This window comes from Streptomyces sp. CB02959, assembly GCF_002803155.1.
Classification (GTDB): Bacteria; Actinomycetota; Actinomycetes; order Streptomycetales; family Streptomycetaceae; genus Streptomyces.
Window position 1 is genome coordinate 68158 of sequence record NZ_NNBP01000039.1, and the last position, 16685, is coordinate 84842.

A 16685-nucleotide genomic window follows, 5' to 3' on the forward strand; every position below is an offset into this window, starting at 1 on the left:
GGTGATCCGGGGGCACGGGGCCGCGGTGTCCGCGGGGACTATCCGGCCAGGACCCGGGCCCGGCACTCGGCCGGGGTGCCCCAGGCGTCCCGCAGCGGGCGGGCCTTGCGGATCCACAGGGAGAGGTCCGGCTCGTCGGTGTAGCCGACCGCGCCGTGCAGTTGGAGGGCGGCGCGCGCCGCGGCGTAGCCCGCCTCGCCGGCCGCCACCTTCGCGGCCGCCGCCTCCGCACCTGCCGACGGGGCGTCCGCGGCCAGCGCCAGGGCCGCCGCGTGCACCAGTGGCTGGGCGAACTCCAACCCGATCAGGGCGTCCGCCAGCCGGTGCTTGACCGCCTGGAACGAGCCGATCGCCCGCCCGAACTGGGTGCGCTGGCGCACGTAGTCGACGGTCCCGGCCAGCAGGGCCCGGCCCACCCCGAGCGCCTGGGCGGCGGTGAGCAGCCGGGCCAGGTCGGTGGCGTGCCCGGCGGCCGCGGTGACCGCCGGGCCGCGGGCGAGGACGGTGCCGCCGAGCGGGCGGGACAGCCGCCGGGCCGGATCGAGCGCGGGTTGGACCGGGCCGTGGGTCTCGGTGCGGCACACCGTGTCGCACCGGACGACCAGGACGGTGTCGGCGGCGTCCGCGTCCAGGGCGAACGGGGCGCCGTCCGCACACAGGCCGACGACCGCTTCACCGGCGGCGATCCGCGGCAGCCAGGTGGCCGCCGCCTCGACGTCCCCGAGCCGGTGCAGGAAGACCGCCGCGGCGGCGGTCTCCACCAGCGGGCCCGGTACCGCATGGCGGCCCAACTCCGTGAAAGCGACGGCGAGTTCGAGGGGGAGTGGGCCCAGTCCCTCGTGCTCCTCGGGGACCGCGAGGGCGAACACCCCGGTCTCCGCGAGCCGGGCCCACAGGTCGCGGCCGGGCTTGTGCTCGCCGGCGGCCCAGGCGCGTACCGCGGTGGCGGTGTCTGCCGCACCCAGAAGGGCGTCCAGGGTGCGGGCGAAGTCCCGTTGCTCCTCGGTCAGCAGGAAGCGCATCGGCGGGCCCCTCCCGGGAGACCGGATCGGACCCGGCCGCTCCGGACCGTTCGGTGCTGCCTCATGCCCGAGCCTCCTTCGGCAGGCCGAGCAGCCGCTCGGCGCTGTGCTGTCCCGGGGGGCGACCCCCGGACCCCCGGCCGGACCGTCCGGCGCCGGGTCCCTCCGGTCGTGGCCGGACCGTGCCCGGCTGCCTCATGCCCGAGCCTCCTTCGGCAGGCCGAGCAACCGCTCGGCGATGATGTTGCGTTGGATCTCGTTGGTGCCGGCGTAGATGGGGCCGGCGAGGGAGAAGGTGTAGCCCTCGGCCCAACTCCCGTGCGCGGGGGCGTCGTCGGCGTCGTCGGCGAGTGCGCCGTACGGGCCGAGCAGGTCCAGTGCGGTGTCGTGGAGGGCGATGTCCAGCTCCGACCAGAAGACCTTGTTGAGGCTGGACTCGGCGCCGAGGCTGTCGCCGGCGGCGATCCGGGAGGCGTTGGCGTAGGTGAACAGCTGGTAGGCGCGGGCGCCGATCACCGCGTCGGCGACCCGGTCGCGCAGCGCGGTGTCGGCCGGGTCGGCGGTCTCCCGCCACAGCGCGGTGAGCCGTTCGGCGGCGGCGGTGAACCGGCCGGGGCTGCGCAGGGTCAGCCCGCGTTCGTTGCCGGCGGTGCTCATCGCCACCCGCCAGCCCTGGCCGGGCTCGCCGATGACGTCCGCGTCGGGGACGAAGACATCGTCGAGGAAGAGCTCGGCGAAGGCCGGTTTGCCGTCCAGGCGGCCGATCGGACGCACCGTCACCCCCGGCGCGTCCAGCGGGAACATCAGATAGGTCAGGCCCTGGTGGGGACGGGCGGTCCCCGGCTCGCTGCGGAACAGGCCGAACGCGCGGTCGGCGAAGGCGGCCCGGGACGACCAGGTCTTCTGGCCGCGGAGCAGCCAGCCGCCGTCGGTCCGTACGGCCGTCGAGCGCAGCGCCGCCAGGTCCGAACCGGCCTCCGGCTCGGACCACGCCTGTGCCCAGATGACCTCACCGGTCGCCATCGGGCCGAGGACGCGGGCGTGCTGCTCCGGGGTGCCGTGCTCGAAGAGCGTGGGGGCGAGGAGGTTGATGCCGTTCTGGCTGACCCGGCCCGGGGCGCCCGCGGCGTAGTACTCCTCCTCGAAGATCAGCCACTGGAAGAGGGTGGCGTCCCGGCCGCCGAACCCGGCCGGCCAGGAGACCACCGACCAGCGGTCGGCGGCGAGTTCGCGCTCCCATGCGCGGTGCGCCGCGAAGCCCTCGCGGGTCTCCAGCGACGGCAGCGGCGTCGCGGGGACGTGCGCGGCGAGCCAGGCGCGGGCCTCGGCCCGGAACGCGGCGTCGGCGTCGCTTGCGTCCAGGTCCATCAGGAACCGGCCTCCTTCATCTTCTTGATGTCCATCCCGCCCAGCGAGTCCCGGGCGGTCTCGGCGTTGTGGGCGTGCGCGAGGTGGTGCAGGCCGAAGACCGAGTCCAGGCCGGTGTGCAGGCCCTGGAGGTCCTCGGCCTGGTTGACGGCGCGCTTGGTCAGTGCCAGTCCCATCCGCGGCATCTCGGCGATGTGCTCCGCCAACTCCCGCGTACGGTCCGCGAGTTCGTCGCGCGGGACGACGCGGTTGACCATGCCCAGTTCGTACGCCCGCCGGGCCGGCATCCGGTCGCCGGTGTAGAGGAACTCCTTGGCGATCCGCGGTGGCATCACCCACGGGTGGGCGAAGTACTCCACGCCGGGGATGCCCATCCGGACGACCGGGTCGGCGAAGAAGGCGTCGTCGGCGGCGACGATCAGATCGCAGATCCAGGCGAGCATCAGGCCGCCGGCCACACACGCGCCCTGGACGGAGGCGATCACCGGTTTGGGCAGCTCCCGCCAGCGCCGGCACATCCCCAGGTAGACCTCGGACTCGCGGGCGTAGCGGCTCTCGGCGCCGGTCTTGTCCGAATGGTCCCACCACAGTCCGGCCTTGCGGTCGAAGGGGAGATGGGCGTCCCGGCCGGGGCTGCCGATGTCGTGGCCCGCGGAGAAGTGCCGGCCCTCGCCGGCCAGCACCACGACCTTGACCTCGTCGTCCTCCGCGGCGCGGTAGAAGGCGCGGTCCAGGGCGTAGGTCATCGCGGAGTTCTGGGCGTTGCGGTAGTCCGGGCGGTTCATCGTGACGGTGGCGACCGGGCCCTTGCGGGCGTAGCGCACCACGGGCGTTTCTTCGCCGGCGGTCATCGGCGACCTCCTTCCCTAACAAGTGTTTGGTAGGTTAACGTACGGCCATGAGCAGCGTCGAGGCCCCCACCACCGTCGAGAGCTTCCGCACCGAGATCCGCAGCTGGCTGCGGGCCAACCTCACCGGGGAGTTCGCGGCCCTGCGCGGCCGCGGCGGCCCCGGCCGGGAACACGAGGCGTTCACCGAACGCCTGGCCTGGGAACGACACATGGCCGCCGCGGGCTGGACCTGCGTCGGCTGGCCCGTGGAGTACGGCGGGCGCGGGGCGACCCTGGAGCAACAGGTCGCCTTCCACGAGGAGTACGCACTCGCCGACGCCCCCGCCCGGGTCAACCACATCGGCGAGCAACTCCTCGGCCCCACCCTGATCGCCTTCGGCACCGACGAGCAGCGGGCCCGCTTCCTGCCGGAGATCGCCGCCGTCCGGGAGCTGTGGTGCCAGGGGTACAGCGAACCGGACGCCGGCTCCGACCTGGCGAACGTCCGGACCCGGGCGGCCTTCGACGAGGAGCGCGGCGACTGGGTCGTCGACGGGCAGAAGATCTGGACCTCGCTCGCCCAGGACTCCCAGTGGTGCTTCGTCGTCGCCCGCACCGAACCGGGCTCCGCCCGCCACCGGGGGCTCTCCTACCTCCTCGTCCCACTCGACCAGCCCGGCGTCGACATCCGGCCGATCACCCAGCTCACCGGGACCTCCGAGTTCAACGAGGTGTTCTTCGACGGGGCCCGCGCCCCGCACGTGGTGGGCGCGCCGGGCGACGGCTGGCGGGTCGCGATGGCCACCCTGGGCTTCGAACGTGGAGTCTCCACTCTCGGTCAACAGGTCGGCTTCCAAAGGGAGTTGGAGACACTGATGGAACTGGCCCGGCGCAACGGCAAGGCCGACGACCCACTGATCCGCGACCGGCTGGCGCGGGCCTGGATCGGCCTGGAAACCATCCGCTGCAACGCCCTGCGGATGCTGGACGGCGTCGCCGCCGGCGCCCCCGGCCCCGAGGCGTCCATCGGGAAGATCTACTGGGCGACCTGGCACCGCGAGTTGGGCGAACTCGCCATGGATGTCTGCGGCGCGGGCGGCATGCTCGCCGCCGGCGAGCCGTACGACCTCGACGACTGGCAGCGGCTCTTCCTCTTCTCCCGCGCCGACACCCTCTACGCGGGCTCCAACGAGATCCAGCGGAACATCATCGCCGAGCGGGTGCTCGGCCTGCCGAAGGAGGCGAAGGCATGACGCAGCGGGGCACGTTCCGGCCACGACCGGAGGGACCCGGCGCCGGACGGTCCGGCCGGGGGTCCGGGGGTCGTCCCCCGGGACAGCACAGCGCCGAGCGGGTGCTCGGCCTGCCGAAGGAGGCGAAGGCATGACGTCAGCGACGCCGCCGTACGTGGCCGGTCACGAGCTGCTCAAGGGGCGGACTGCGGTGATCACCGCCGCCGCCGGGGCGGGGATCGGTGGCGCCACTGCCCGCCGGTTCCTGGAGGAGGGCGCCCGGATCGTCATCGGCGACGCGCACGCCCGCCGACTGGCGGAGAGCGCGGCCGCGCTGGCCGAGGAGTTCGGAGCCGACCGGGTCGCCGGACTGCCGTGCGACGTCACCGACGACGCGCAGGTGGCGGCGTTGTACGCGCTCGCCGAGGAGCGGCACGGGCGGCTCGACATCGTGGTCAACAACGCCGGGCTCGGCGGCACCGCCGATCTCGTCGACATGACCGACGACCAGTGGGCGAAGGTCATCGACGTCACCCTGGGCGGCACCTTCCGCTGCACCCGGGCCGCGCTGCGCCGGATGAAGGCCACCGGGGCGGGCGGCGTGATCGTCAACAACGCCTCCGTCGTGGGCTGGCGCGCCCAGCGCGGCCAGGCGCACTACGCCGCCGCCAAGGCCGGGGTGATGGCGCTGACCCGCTGCGCCGCGATGGAGGCCGCCGAGTACGGAGTGCGGATCAACGCGGTCTCGCCCAGCCTGGCCATGCACCCGCACCTGGTGAAGGTCACCACCCCCGAGCTGCTGGCCGAGCTGACGGCGAAGGAGGCGTTCGGCCGCTACGCCGAGCCGTGGGAGGTGGCCAACGTGATCGTCTTCCTGGCCGGCGACTACGCCTCGTACATGACCGGGGAGACCGTCTCGGTCAGCTCGCAGCATGCGTGAGGAGCGGCGCGGCGAACTCCTCGCCACCGCCGCCGAGGTCTTTGCCGCGCAGGGCTACAACGCGACCACGGTCCGGCAGATCGCGGATGCGGCCGGGATGCTGGCGGGCAGTCTCTACTACCACTTCGATTCCAAGGAATCGATGGTCGACGAGATCCTCGCCGCTTTCCTGGATGAGTTGTGGGCGGGTTATGACGCGGTCCTGGCGGGTGGTCTGGGGCCGCGGGAGACCATCGAGGCGCTGGTCACCGAGTCGTTCCGGGAGATCGACCGGCACCGCGCCGCGGTCGCGATCTACCAGAAGGAGGCCCGGCACCTCGCCGACCGGCACCCGCGCTTCGGCTACCTCGCCGACGCCCGCCGCCGGTTCGCCCGGGCCTGGCTCGGCACGCTGGAGCGCGGGGTGGCCGACGGGGTCTTCCGCGCCGATCTCGACATCCGGCTGACGTACCGGTTCGTCCGCGACACCGTCTGGGTCGCCGCCTCCTGGTACCGGCCGGGCGCACAGCACAGTCCCGAGGAGATCGCCCGCCAGTACCTCTCGATGGTGCTGGACGGCATCGCCTTGCGGGACTGACCGGTACATCCGCAGAATCTGACCAAGGAGTTCATCATGTCCGAGGCGTACCTCGTCGATGCCGTCCGCACCCCGGTGGGGAAGAAGGGCGGCGGACTGTCCGCCGTCCACCCGGCCGACCTCGGCGCGCACGTGCTGACCGCGCTGATGGAGCGCACCGGGATCGATCCGGCCGCGGTGGAGGACGTCGTCTTCGGCTGCCTGGACACCGTCGGGCCGCAGGCCGGGGACATCGCCCGGACCTGCTGGCTGGCCGCCGGGCTGCCCGAAGAGGTGCCCGGGGTCACCGTCGACCGGCAGTGCGGTTCCTCGCAGCAGGCCGTGCACTTCGCCGCCCAGGGGGTGCTCTCCGGCACCCAGGACCTGGTCGTGGCCGGCGGGGTGCAGAACATGTCGCAGATCCCGATCGCCTTCGCCAGCCGGCAGGCCGCCGAGCCGCTGGGGCTCACCCAGGGCCCGTACGCCGGTTCCGAGGGCTGGCGGGCCCGCTACGGCGATCAGCCCGTCAACCAGTTCCACGGCGCCGAACTGATCGCCACCAAGTGGGACATCTCCCGCCAGGTCATGGAGGAGTTCGCGCTCCGCTCGCATCAGCGGGCGATCCGCGCCATCGACGAGGGCCGCTTCGACCGGGAGATCGTCGCGTACGGGGAGGTCGCCACCGACGAGGGGCCGCGCCGCACCACCTCGCTGGAGAAGATGGCGGGGCTGGCGCCGGTGGTGGAGGGCGGCCGGCTGACCGCCGCGGTCTCCTCGCAGGTCTCCGACGGGGCCGCCGCGATGCTGCTGGCCTCCGAGCGGGCGGTGGCCGAGCACGGCCTGACCCCGCGCGCCCGGATCCACCACCTCTCGGTCCGCGGCGAGGACCCGATCCGGATGCTGTCCGCACCGATCCCCGCCACCGCGTACGCGCTGAAGAAGGCCGGGATGACGATCGACGACATCGACCTGGTCGAGATCAACGAGGCGTTCGCGCCGGTGGTGCTGGCCTGGCTGAAGGAGACCGGCGCCGATCCGGAGCGGGTCAACGTCAACGGCGGTGCCATCGCGCTCGGCCACCCGCTGGGGGCGACCGGGGTCCGCCTGATGACCACGCTGCTGAACGAACTGGAGCGCACCGGCGGCCGGTTCGGCCTGCAGACCATGTGCGAGGGCGGCGGCCAGGCCAACGTGACCATCATCGAACGCCTCTGACGGTACGTCACCCAAGTCGTGGCTCTTCGACGGGTCGATCGGTCGATCGGTCGATCGGTCGATCGGTCGATCGGTCGGTTGATCGGATGGGTCCGTCCGGTGGGTGGTAACTGATGCCGTGTGGGACCGGATCACGCTTCTGGCGCCGGCCGATCCGGTCCCACGCGTCCGTCACCGGCCTCCCCGGCGCCGACCTGGAGCGCGCCCCCGCGAGCATCGCCTGCGGCCACTGATCGCGAATGGAACAGCGCGTCGGGTGGTAGGTCGAGCCATGACACTTCCGGAGGGTGATCATGGGTGTGCAGGAGGGGGCGCGGGCCCGGGTGGATCGATTCCCCGACCCGCTTGTGGTCCGGCAGCGGCGTGGTCCGGTGCCGGACAGTCTCGCGCGGCTGGCCGACGGCCGGGCCGATCAGGCGTGCCGGCGGAGGCTGGCGCGGCTGACCATGGGGCTGCCCGGGCACCAGGGCCTGGACGGGGCGCAGGTCGTGACCGCCACCGCCTACCGGCCGTATGCGTCACCGGGGATACCCGACCCACGGGGAAACCTGCAATGAGGCGCTGCTGGCCGTCGCCACGGGAGGCGTCCGGTCGGTCACCGGATATGCCGCCGCGTGCGCCCGCGCCGTCGACGACGTCCTGGCGTGCGACTGCGGAGCGGACGGGCACGAAGAGGTGGCCGAGACGGCCATGGGCGGACTCGCCTGGTATCTGGTCACGCCCCGCTACGAGGTCCGCGCCCAGCTGCACGCGCTGTCCGCCACCGGAGGCGACTTTCCACGGGCGTTCTCCCTGAGCACGGCAGAGCCGCAGTTCGGATCGATCGCGCGGACCAGGCTGACCGAGGGCGACATGCTCCACGGCCCCGGCTGGGAACCGCTGTGGTACGAGGACGACACACCTGAAACGCACTGGGGCGATCAACTCGCCGAATGGGCCGCACGACGCGTCGTCACCGCCGACACCAGCGCCGCCACCACCCGCGCCTGTGCCGCCGCAGCGCACAAGGCCATCAGCGCCTGTGCCACGACCGCGCCCGACGAGCTGCCGTAATTGGTCTCCCTTTGGCGCGAGTTGTTCCTGACCGCCGCCGCCCCCGCGCTCGACGCGCCTGGCGCCCAGGACGTCGTCACCCGACTCGCCGACCTGACGGCCCGTGTCTGGGAGCACATCATCGCCGGCGCCGGAAACGCCCCCAACCCGCCCGGCGACGCCGACGCCGTCCTGTCGATCGACACCTGCCACGCCGTCTGGGACAGCTACTCCCTGCCGCCCCGGCAGGGCATCCCCCTCCGCCGAGCGTTCGTCGGCACGCTGGCAAGCAGCGCCGAACTCAGCGGAATCGGCCCATGCGGCCGGCTCATCGACGGAATCGTCACCGCCCTGACGCCGCAAGCCCAGGACCACACCCCCAGCCGACCCCGCCGGCCGTGACCAAGAAGGACACGAGCCGTCTCACGGAGGGCACGCGCCATGAACGAGACCATCCCCGAGGGCGGAGTCCGGAGAGCGACGGGAGTGCGGAGGAGGGCTCTCCAGCGGATCCCACCGGCCCCCCATGCATGGCCTCTGCTGGGCCACCTGGTGCCGCTGCTACGGGACACGTTGGCGTTCTTGAAGTCGCTGCCCGCCCACGGAGGACTGGTCCGCCTGCAGATGGGCTCGGTGCCGATGGTCGTGATCTGCGATCCGGAGCTGACCCGTCAGGCCCTGTTGGACGACCGCGTCTTCGACAAGGGCGGCCCGATCTTCGACCGCTTCCGGGATGTCCTGGGTGACGGCCTCGCCAGCTGTCCGCACCATGAGCACCGCCGGCTGCGCCGACTGGCCCAGCCCGCCTTCCAACCCGACCGGTTTCCCGGCTACGGACGAACGATGACCGCCTGCATCGAGGAGATGACCGGTTCCTGGACGCCGGGGCAGACCGTGGAGGTGACCGCCGAGATGATGTCGATCACCTCCCAGGTCACGGCCGCCACCTTGTTCTCCGGGTCGCTGCCCGCAACCGAGCTCGGACTGCTCACGGGCGACGTCAAGACCATCGCGAGCGGGGTCTTCCGGCGCATGTTCCTGATCCCGCCGCTGGACCGGCTGCCCACTCGGGGCAACCGCGCCTACCAGTCCGCACACGCCCGCCTGCGGCGCACCTGCGACCGGATCATCGCCGAGCGGCGCGCCGACGGCACCGACCACGGCGACCTGCTCTCGGCCCTGGTTGCGGCCCGCGACGTCGAAGACGGCGGCCGCGGCATGACGGACGCGGAGATCAGCGACACGATCCTGACCTTCTTCCTGGCCGGGACGGAGACGACGGCCAGTACCGTGGCCTGGGCCCTGGATCTGCTGGCCCGCCACCCCGAGATCGAGCAGCGGCTGCACACCGAGGTCGACACCGTCCTGCGCGGCAACCCCGCCACGTACGCCGATCTGCCCCGCCTGGAACTGGCCGGGCGCATCGTCACCGAAACCCTCCGCCTGTACCCCGCGGCCTGGTTCCTCACCCGCTCGGTCACCGAGGACACCCGCCTGGGCAGGCACCTCCTGCCCGCCGGCACCAGCCTCGTCTACAGCCCCTTCCTCATCCACCACCGCCCCGACCTCTACGCCGACCCCGAGACCTTCGACCCCGACCGCTGGGACCCCGAGCGCCCGCAACCTCCGCGCAGCGCCTTCATCCCCTTCGCCATCGGCGCCCGCAAGTGCATCGGCGACACCTTCGCGACGACCGAGGCCACCCTCGCCCGCGCCGACATCCGCCCGCTGGAGCCTGAAGTACCTGCCCGGCCATGACCGGACCCGCCCCATCCTGGGAGCGTCATTGGGAACGGGCGAACTGCGGATGCGGGCAACTCCCCGGTAGCGGCTGCGGAGTGCGGTCCACCGTGAAGGCGCGACGCGGCTGCCCTTCCGGCCGTCGCGCCGGGGCGACTTGCAGGCGGTGGCCGCCCACCGCCTGCCGCCGCCCGGCGGTGGTGCGCGGTCCGGATCAGTGCAGCAGCGCGCGGATCCGGGCCGTCGTTCTGGCGTCCACGCCCAGTCCGGTGGCCAGGTAGCGCGGGATGCTGCCGTAGTCCCGGTGGAGCCGGTCCAGCCCGGCCGTCAGATAGGCGGTGCGCACCTCCTGGAGCGGGATCAGCAGGTCCGGGTCCTGCATCATCCCGGCCTGCTTGAGCTGTGCGCGCACCGCGGCGTCCGCGTCGTGGCGCAGGGTGTTGGAGAGCAGGTAGTCCTCCAGCGCGGTGGTGTGCGGGACGCCGAGCAGGCGCAGCAGGAGGTAGCTCAGCCAGCCGGTGCGGTCCTTGCCCGAGGTGCAGTGGAAGAGCAGCGGCAGCCGGTCGCCGTCCGCGATCCGGGTGAGCATGGTGCCGAACGCGGCGCGGTTAGCGGCGTTGGTGACGAATGTCGGGTACATGTCACGCATAAGGGCCTCGGCCTTGCCGTCGCCCAGGAGGCGCTGCTGCGCGACCGGGTCCTTGGTGGCGATGGCCGCCTGTATGGCGGCGAACAGTCCGGTGTCGTCGATCGGCAGCGAGGCCACCGCCAGACCGGTGGGCAGGCGGTCCGCGCCGTCGAACGAGACCTCCGAGGCCACCCGCATGTCGATGGCCGTGCGGAGCCCGAGGCCGCCGACCGCGGTGACGTCTTCCGGGGTCAGCTTGGCGAGCGAGTCGGAGCGGAACAGGCGGCCGTACCGCAGCTGCTTCCCGTCCTCGGTCCGATAGCCGCCCAGATCACGGCAGTTGACCGCGCCGTGCAGCGGGACCCGGCGGTCGGGCGGCGGCGGGGTGCTCCGTCGGGTGCGCGGGGCGGTGGCGGCATCGGCGGTGGCTCCGCAGCCGGTGGCGGTGAGCCCGCCGAGGGCGAGCGCGGAGCCGAAGAGCAGGGTGGTGGCGCGTCGTCGGGAGGGGTGCACGCGGCAGCTCCTGGGGGAGGGGGAGGGGGAGGGGGAGGGGGGCCGGGGCGCGGGCCGGTGCCGGTCCGCGCCCCGGGCGGTGGGGGTCAGCGGGGGAGACCCGCCAGCGACCGGTGCGCCTCGGCCATGATCCGGTCGACCAGTTCGGCGCACGACGGAAGGTCCTCGATCACCCCGGCGACCTGCCCGGAGGCCATCACGCCGAGGTCCGTGCGGCCGTCCACCATCGACGCCTTGAGCAGCATCGGGGTGTTGGCCGCCAGCAGGATCTGACTCCACGTCAGGTCCTTGCCGTGCTTCATCGCCAGCCCGTCGCGGACCATCTGGGCCCAACTCAGGCCGGACAGCTTGCGGAACGACGCGGCGTGCCGCACCGCCCGGAGCAGCGCCCTGGTGCGCCCGGACCGCTCCAGTTCCTCGACCAGTTCGCTGCGCAGCATCCGGTGCGGCAGCCCGTCGACCTTCGTGGTGACGGTGACGTCCTTGACGGCGGCCTCCAGATAGCGCGCCTGGACGGCCGGCGGCACGGTGCTGTCCGAGGTCAGCAGGAAGCGGGTGCCCATGGCGATCCCGGCCGCCCCGTAGGCGAGCGCGGCGACCAGGCCCCGGCCGTCGAAGAAGCCGCCCGCGGCGATCACCGGGATGTCCACCGCGTCCACGACCTGGGGGAGCAGCACGGTGGTGGCGACGTTCCCGGTGTGCCCGCCGCCCTCGCCGCCCTGGACGACGACCGCGTCGGCGCCCCAGGCCGCCACCTTCTCGGCGTGCCGCCGGGCTCCGATGGACGGGATGACCACCACCCCGGCGTCCTTGAGCCGGGCGATCAGTTCCCGCGAGGGCGCCAGCGCGAAGGAGGCGACCCGGACGCCCTCGTCCACGATGATCCGCACGCGCTCGGCGGCGTCACCGGCGTCCGCCCGCAGGTTGACCCCGAACGGCTGGTCCGTACGCGACCGGACCTCGCGGACCGCCGACCGCAGCTGGCCGGGGGTCATGGTGGCGGAGGCCAGGATGCCCAGCGCGCCGGCGTCGGCGGCGGCGGACACCAGGCGGGGGCCGGCCACCCAGCCCATCCCGGTCTGCACGATCGGGTGGCGGACCCCGACCAGCTTGGTCAGCCGGGTGGCGAGGGCCGGGGAGACGTCCCCGGCGGGGTCGGCGGCCGGGGCGCGGTCGGTGCTCACGCCGGCACCTCGCGGTCGCGCAGCCCCTTCGGATCGATCACCTCGCGGATCAGCCGCAGCTCCTCGGCGGTCGGTTCCCGGGTGTACGGAACCTCGTCGGGGTGGGTCAGCGGGAAGCCGGTGGCCTCCCGCACCTCCTCGACCGTGACGCCCGGGTGCAGCGAGGCCAGCCGCATCGAGTGGTCCGCGGTGGCGAAGTCGAAGACGCCCAAGTTGCTGACCACCCGCGGGATGCGGTGGTAGCGGGTGGCGGACGGCCCGGCGGCGGCCGCGCTGTCGTAGCCGACCCCGCAGACCATGTCGACCTTCTCGACGAAGACCCGCCGGGAGTGCTTGGGAACCCAGTAACTCGTGGGGTTGTTCAGGGTGTTGACCGGGGCGCCGCGGACACCGAGGAGCTGTCGGTCGGGCCGCTCCCAGTCGCCGATGCAGGAGATGTTCTGGTTGCCGAACCGGTCGAGTTGGCTGGCGCCCATCATCACGTGCCGCTTGCCGCCGGTGACCATGGCCAGGTGCTGGCGGTAGGGCAGCCAGCCCTCGGCCCGCCCGTCGAGGCCGACCAGCAGCGCCTCGCCGTCGGTCAGCAGCAGGTCGGGGGAGAAGGTGCGCTTGGCGAGCCGCGCGCCGATCGAGGGGACGGCGCCCATCGGGCTGGCGAGCACCTCGCCGTTGTCGCGCCAGGCTTCGGCGCAGGCGAGCACGGCGTATTCGGCGCGGCTGGTCATCGGATCTCCTCGTGCCAGGTCTGGACGGCCGACTGGTAGTCCTTCTCGTCCCCGTGCAGGAACCGGGCGGCGAACTCCGGCCAGGGGGTGGTCGCGTAGAGCTTCTGGAACGCCTCGTCGCGGTCGTAGTCCGGGACGCAGGAGGTGAAGTGCGCGCCGTTCGGGGTCGCCACGACGCCGGTGACCGCGTGCCGCTTGACCAGCAGGGTCTGCGGGGCGGCCGATCCGAAGTCGTCCACCAGCTCCTCGCACGAGAGGTAGGCGCTGTCCGCCGCCTCGCAGAACAGGTCGTCGAAGTACGGGTCGGGCCCCAGGTACTGGCCGTTGCCGAGCCGGTCGGCGCGGTTGAGGTGCACCAGCGCCGCGTCCAGCCGCAGTGCGGGCATCGCCACGAAGGTCTCGCCGTCCTCGTACGGCGAGGTGACCGTCTTCAGGCCGGGGTTGACCCGCATCACGTCCGAGCCCAGACCGGCCCGGACCGGCAGGAAGGGCAGCCGGTTGGCGGCCGCCCGCAGCCCCCACATGAACATCGCCTCGTCGATCTCGCTCAGCTCGAAGCCGCCGGCCTGGCGGGCCGTGCGGAAGTGCGGCTCCAACGGGATCGAGTCCAGCGTGACGAATGCGGTGACCAGCTTGCGGATCTTCCCGGCGGCGGCCAGCAGCCCCACGTCCGGTCCGCCGTAGGAGACCACGGTCAGGTCGGTGATGTCGGACCGGAGCAGCGCCCGGACCAGCGCCATCGGCTTGCGGCGGGAGCCCCAGCCGCCGATGCCCAGGGTCATCCCGCTGCGCAGCCGCGCGACGACGTCCTCGGGGGTCATGGTCTTGTCGGTCACGATCGGTCCTCCTCGTCCTTGTGGGGCCGGTCCGCGCCGAAGGTGTCGCGGACCCGGTCCGCGACCCCGCTGAGGTTGGCCTCGAAGGTGAAGCCCTGCTCGAAGCGGTAGCTACGGCGTACGTCGACCGGGTCGATGCCGTTGATGGCGGCCTTGGCGAGCCGGATGAGGGAGCCGTCCTTGCGGGCGATCTCCCGGGCCAACTCCATTGCCACGTCGGTCAGTTCGTCACGCGGCACGACCTTCCAGACGGAGCCGTGCGCGTGCAGTTCGTGGGCGGTGGCGGTCCGCGAGGTGTAGTACAGCGCCCGCATCAGGTGCTGGGGGACCAGGCGGGCCAGATGGGTGGCGGCGCCCAGCGCGCCGCGGTCCAGCTCGGGCAGGCCGAAGGTCGCGTCGTGGCTCGCCACGATCGCGTCGGCGTTGCCCACCAGGCCGATCCCGCCGCCCAGGCAGAAGCCGTGCACGGCGGCGACCACCGGCACTTCGCACTCGTAGACCGCGGCGAACGCCTCGGCGCAGCCGCGGTTGGCGCCGATCAGCGCCCCGTGGCCGCCTGCCGCGGTGTCCCGCTGCATCTCCTTGATGTCGACGCCGGCGTTGAATCCGCGGCCCTCGGCGGTGAGCAGCACGCAGCGGACGTCGAGGTCGCGGCCGGCGGCCCGTACGGCGTCGGCGAGGTCGTACCAGCCCTGTACGGGCAGCGCGTTGACCGGGGGGAAGTCCACGGTGACGACCGCGACGCCCTGGTCGGGTGCGGAGGTGGAGACACCCATGAGCAGATCAGCTACCTTTCCACCAAGCGTTTGTTAGGTAGTGAAGTTAGCAGCGGATCGCCCGCCGCGGGAGGTACCAGTTGTCCCTGAACCTCGATCTGACCGGACGGGTCGCCGTCGTCACCGGCGGCACCCGGGGCGTCGGCGCCGGAATCGCCCGGGCCTTCCTCCAGGCCGGCGCGGAGGTCGTCGTGTGCGCCCGGCGGCCACCGGACACCCCGGTCACGGCGGACGGCCGCACGGCCCGCTTCCGCCCCCTCGACCTGCGCGCACCGGACGCCGTCCGGGAGTTCTTCCACACCGTCGCCGCCGACCACGGCCGCCTGGACTGCCTGGTCAACAACGCCGGCGGCACCCCCTACCGGCTGCTCGGCGAGACCGCCGCGGAACGCCACGCCCGGGTCGTCGAACTCAACCTGACCGCCCCCATGACCGCCTCGCTCGCCGCGTACGACGTGATGCGCGGCCAGCCGGACGGCGGTTCGGTGATCATGATCGGCAGCGTCAGCGGCACCCGGCCCTCGCCCGGCACCGCCGCCTACGGCGCCGCCAAGGCCGGCCTGGAAAACCTCGCCCGCTCGATGGCCGTCGAATGGGCACCCCGCGTCCGCGTCAACACCCTCGTCCTCGGCATGGTGCGGACCGAACTCTCCGCGCTGCACTACGGGGACGAGGCGGGCGTCGCCGCGGTCGGCGCGACCGTGCCGCTCGGCCGGCTCGCCGAACCCACCGAGATCGGCGACGCCTGCGTCTTCCTCGCCTCCGGCCGCGCCGGCTACGTCAGCGGCGCCAGCCTGCTCGTCCACGGCGGCGGGGAACGTCCCGCCTTCCTCGACGCCGCCACCGCCAACCACCCCAAGGAGTCATGAGATGACCGGAATCTGCACCGGACGCGTCGCCGCCGTCACCGGGGCCGGCCGCGGCCTGGGCCGCGCCCACGCCCTCGCGCTGGCCGCCGAGGGAGCCGCCGTCGTGGTCAACGACCTCGGCGTCGCCGCCGACGGCGCCGGCGCCTCCGCCGGCCCCGCTCAGCAGGTCGTCGAGGAGATCCGGGCCCACGGCGGCCGAGCCGTCGCACACACCGGCGACATCACCACCGACGACGGCGCCCGCTCCCTCGTCGCCACCGCGCTGGACACCTTCGGCCGCCTGGACGCCCTGGTGAACAACGCCGGGTTCCTGCGCGACCGGATGCTGGTCAACCTCGACGAGGACGACTGGGACGCGGTGATGCGGGTCCACCTCAAGGGCCACTTCCTGCCGCTCAAGCACGCCGCCGCACACTGGCGGGCCGAGGCCAAGGCCGGGCGCACGCCCGACGCCCGGGTGATCAACACCAGCTCGGGCGCCGGCCTCCTCGGCAGCGTCGGCCAGGGCAACTACTCCGCGGCCAAAGCGGGCATCCTCGGCCTCACCCTCGTCGCCGCCGCCGAACTGGGCCACTACGGCGTCCAGGTCAACGCCCTCGCCCCCGCGGCCCGCACCCGGATGACCGAGCAGACCTTCGCCGACACCATGGCGGCCCCCGCGGAAGGCGCCTTCGACGCCATGGCCCCCGAGAACGTCTCCCCGCTGGTCGTCTGGCTGGCCTCCGCCGACAGCACCGGCGTGACCGGCCGGGTCTTCGAGGCCGAGGGCGGCCGCATCACCGTGATGGAAGGATGGCGACCGGGACCCACCACCGACCAAGGAGCCCGCTGGGCCCCGACCGAGGCCGGCGCGGCCGCCCGCAAACTCCTCGCGGCGGCGGGGAGGACGTGGCCGGTGTACGGAGCGCGGTAGCGCTCCGCTTTTTGGGCCCCGTACGTTTTTGGCTGTCCCGCCGTGGGAGTTGCTGTTTTCCGCCTGCGGCGCTGGCTGTTGTCCGCTGCGCGGGGCTGTTGGGTGCGGTGTCGGGGCGGAGGGGTCGGTGTGCAGGACTGCTGCGCTTTACGTCCTGCACACCGACCCCTCCGCCCCGACACCTCCCGGTGGTGGTGGGGAGAGACGGTGAGTGGGGGTCGGTGGGAGTGGTCGCCTGCCGGTCGCTGATCGACCCGGTCACCACTCAACAGCGGACCCGCGCAGGCCCACTACGGGCACTCCAAC

At 73.0% G+C, this 16685-nt stretch carries 18 protein-coding genes; 10 read left to right on the forward strand and 8 right to left on the reverse strand.

Annotated features, from left to right (window positions below):
- Window positions 1-38: 38 nt before the first annotated feature.
- The 3 genes from CG747_RS41200 to CG747_RS41210 form a co-directional block, all read right to left on the reverse strand.
- Window positions 39-1022: an acyl-CoA dehydrogenase family protein gene (locus tag CG747_RS41200; protein WP_100607016.1), complete on the reverse strand. Its 984-nt coding sequence runs from the start codon at window positions 1020-1022 to the stop codon at window positions 39-41.
- 195 nt (window positions 1023-1217) lie between these two features.
- On the reverse strand, window positions 1218-2390 hold the full coding sequence (locus tag CG747_RS41205) for an acyl-CoA dehydrogenase family protein (protein ID WP_100607017.1): 1173 nt from the start codon (window positions 2388-2390) through the stop codon (window positions 1218-1220).
- A complete protein-coding gene (locus CG747_RS41210; protein ID WP_100607018.1) occupies window positions 2390-3241 on the reverse strand; it encodes an enoyl-CoA hydratase in 852 nt (283 codons plus the stop codon). The genes CG747_RS41205 and CG747_RS41210 overlap by 1 nt, the downstream gene beginning before the upstream one ends.
- A gap of 47 nt (window positions 3242-3288) precedes the next feature.
- On the opposite strand from CG747_RS41210, the gene CG747_RS41215 reads away from it, so the two are divergent.
- The 8 genes from CG747_RS41215 (at window position 3289) to CG747_RS41245 (ending at window position 9953) form a co-directional block, all read left to right on the forward strand.
- Complete coding sequence (locus tag CG747_RS41215; RefSeq protein ID WP_100607019.1) at window positions 3289-4473, forward strand: acyl-CoA dehydrogenase family protein; 1185 nt, start codon at window positions 3289-3291, stop codon at window positions 4471-4473.
- A gap of 130 nt (window positions 4474-4603) precedes the next feature.
- Complete coding sequence (locus CG747_RS41220; RefSeq protein ID WP_100607020.1) at window positions 4604-5392, forward strand: SDR family oxidoreductase; 789 nt, start codon at window positions 4604-4606, stop codon at window positions 5390-5392.
- On the forward strand, window positions 5385-5969 hold the full coding sequence (locus CG747_RS41225) for a TetR/AcrR family transcriptional regulator (protein ID WP_100607021.1): 585 nt from the start codon (window positions 5385-5387) through the stop codon (window positions 5967-5969). The genes CG747_RS41220 and CG747_RS41225 overlap by 8 nt, the downstream gene beginning before the upstream one ends.
- 36 nt (window positions 5970-6005) lie before the next feature.
- Window positions 6006-7163, forward strand: coding sequence for an acetyl-CoA C-acetyltransferase (locus CG747_RS41230; protein ID WP_100607022.1), 1158 nt, complete (start codon window positions 6006-6008; stop codon window positions 7161-7163).
- A gap of 293 nt (window positions 7164-7456) precedes the next feature.
- Window positions 7457-7720: a hypothetical protein gene (locus CG747_RS47630; RefSeq protein WP_146022253.1), complete on the forward strand. Its 264-nt coding sequence runs from the start codon at window positions 7457-7459 to the stop codon at window positions 7718-7720.
- A complete protein-coding gene (locus tag CG747_RS41235; protein WP_100607023.1) occupies window positions 7677-8216 on the forward strand; it encodes a hypothetical protein in 540 nt (179 codons plus the stop codon). Before CG747_RS47630 ends, CG747_RS41235 begins: the two co-directional genes overlap by 44 nt.
- Entirely contained in the window at window positions 8217-8597 is a 381-nt protein-coding gene (locus CG747_RS41240) for a hypothetical protein (protein ID WP_100607024.1), read from the forward strand.
- Between the two features lie 39 nt (window positions 8598-8636).
- On the forward strand, window positions 8637-9953 hold the full coding sequence (locus CG747_RS41245; protein WP_257981071.1) for a cytochrome P450: 1317 nt from the start codon (window positions 8637-8639) through the stop codon (window positions 9951-9953).
- Between the two features lie 196 nt (window positions 9954-10149).
- On the opposite strand, the gene CG747_RS41250 is transcribed toward CG747_RS41245, so the two are convergent.
- The 5 genes from CG747_RS41250 to CG747_RS41270 form a co-directional block, all read right to left on the reverse strand.
- Entirely contained in the window at window positions 10150-11076 is a 927-nt protein-coding gene (locus CG747_RS41250; RefSeq protein WP_100607025.1) for a tyrosine-protein phosphatase, read from the reverse strand.
- Window positions 11077-11162: 86 nt separating this feature from the next.
- On the reverse strand, window positions 11163-12260 hold the full coding sequence (locus CG747_RS41255; protein ID WP_100607026.1) for a nitronate monooxygenase family protein: 1098 nt from the start codon (window positions 12258-12260) through the stop codon (window positions 11163-11165).
- Complete coding sequence (locus tag CG747_RS41260) at window positions 12257-12985, reverse strand: CoA-transferase subunit beta (protein WP_100607027.1); 729 nt, start codon at window positions 12983-12985, stop codon at window positions 12257-12259. The genes CG747_RS41255 and CG747_RS41260 overlap by 4 nt, the downstream gene beginning before the upstream one ends.
- Window positions 12982-13821: a CoA transferase subunit A gene (locus tag CG747_RS41265; protein WP_100607028.1), complete on the reverse strand. Its 840-nt coding sequence runs from the start codon at window positions 13819-13821 to the stop codon at window positions 12982-12984. Before CG747_RS41265 ends, CG747_RS41260 begins: the two co-directional genes overlap by 4 nt.
- Complete coding sequence (locus CG747_RS41270; protein WP_100607029.1) at window positions 13818-14597, reverse strand: enoyl-CoA hydratase family protein; 780 nt, start codon at window positions 14595-14597, stop codon at window positions 13818-13820. The genes CG747_RS41265 and CG747_RS41270 overlap by 4 nt, the downstream gene beginning before the upstream one ends.
- Window positions 14598-14677: 80 nt before the next feature.
- Here CG747_RS41270 and CG747_RS41275 point away from each other — a divergent pair, with 80 nt between their 5' ends.
- Entirely contained in the window at window positions 14678-15466 is a 789-nt protein-coding gene (locus CG747_RS41275) for an SDR family oxidoreductase (RefSeq protein ID WP_100607030.1), read from the forward strand.
- 1 nt (window position 15467) lies between these two features.
- On the forward strand, window positions 15468-16379 hold the full coding sequence (locus CG747_RS41280) for an SDR family oxidoreductase (RefSeq protein ID WP_100607031.1): 912 nt from the start codon (window positions 15468-15470) through the stop codon (window positions 16377-16379).
- Window positions 16380-16685: the final 306 nt, after the last annotated feature.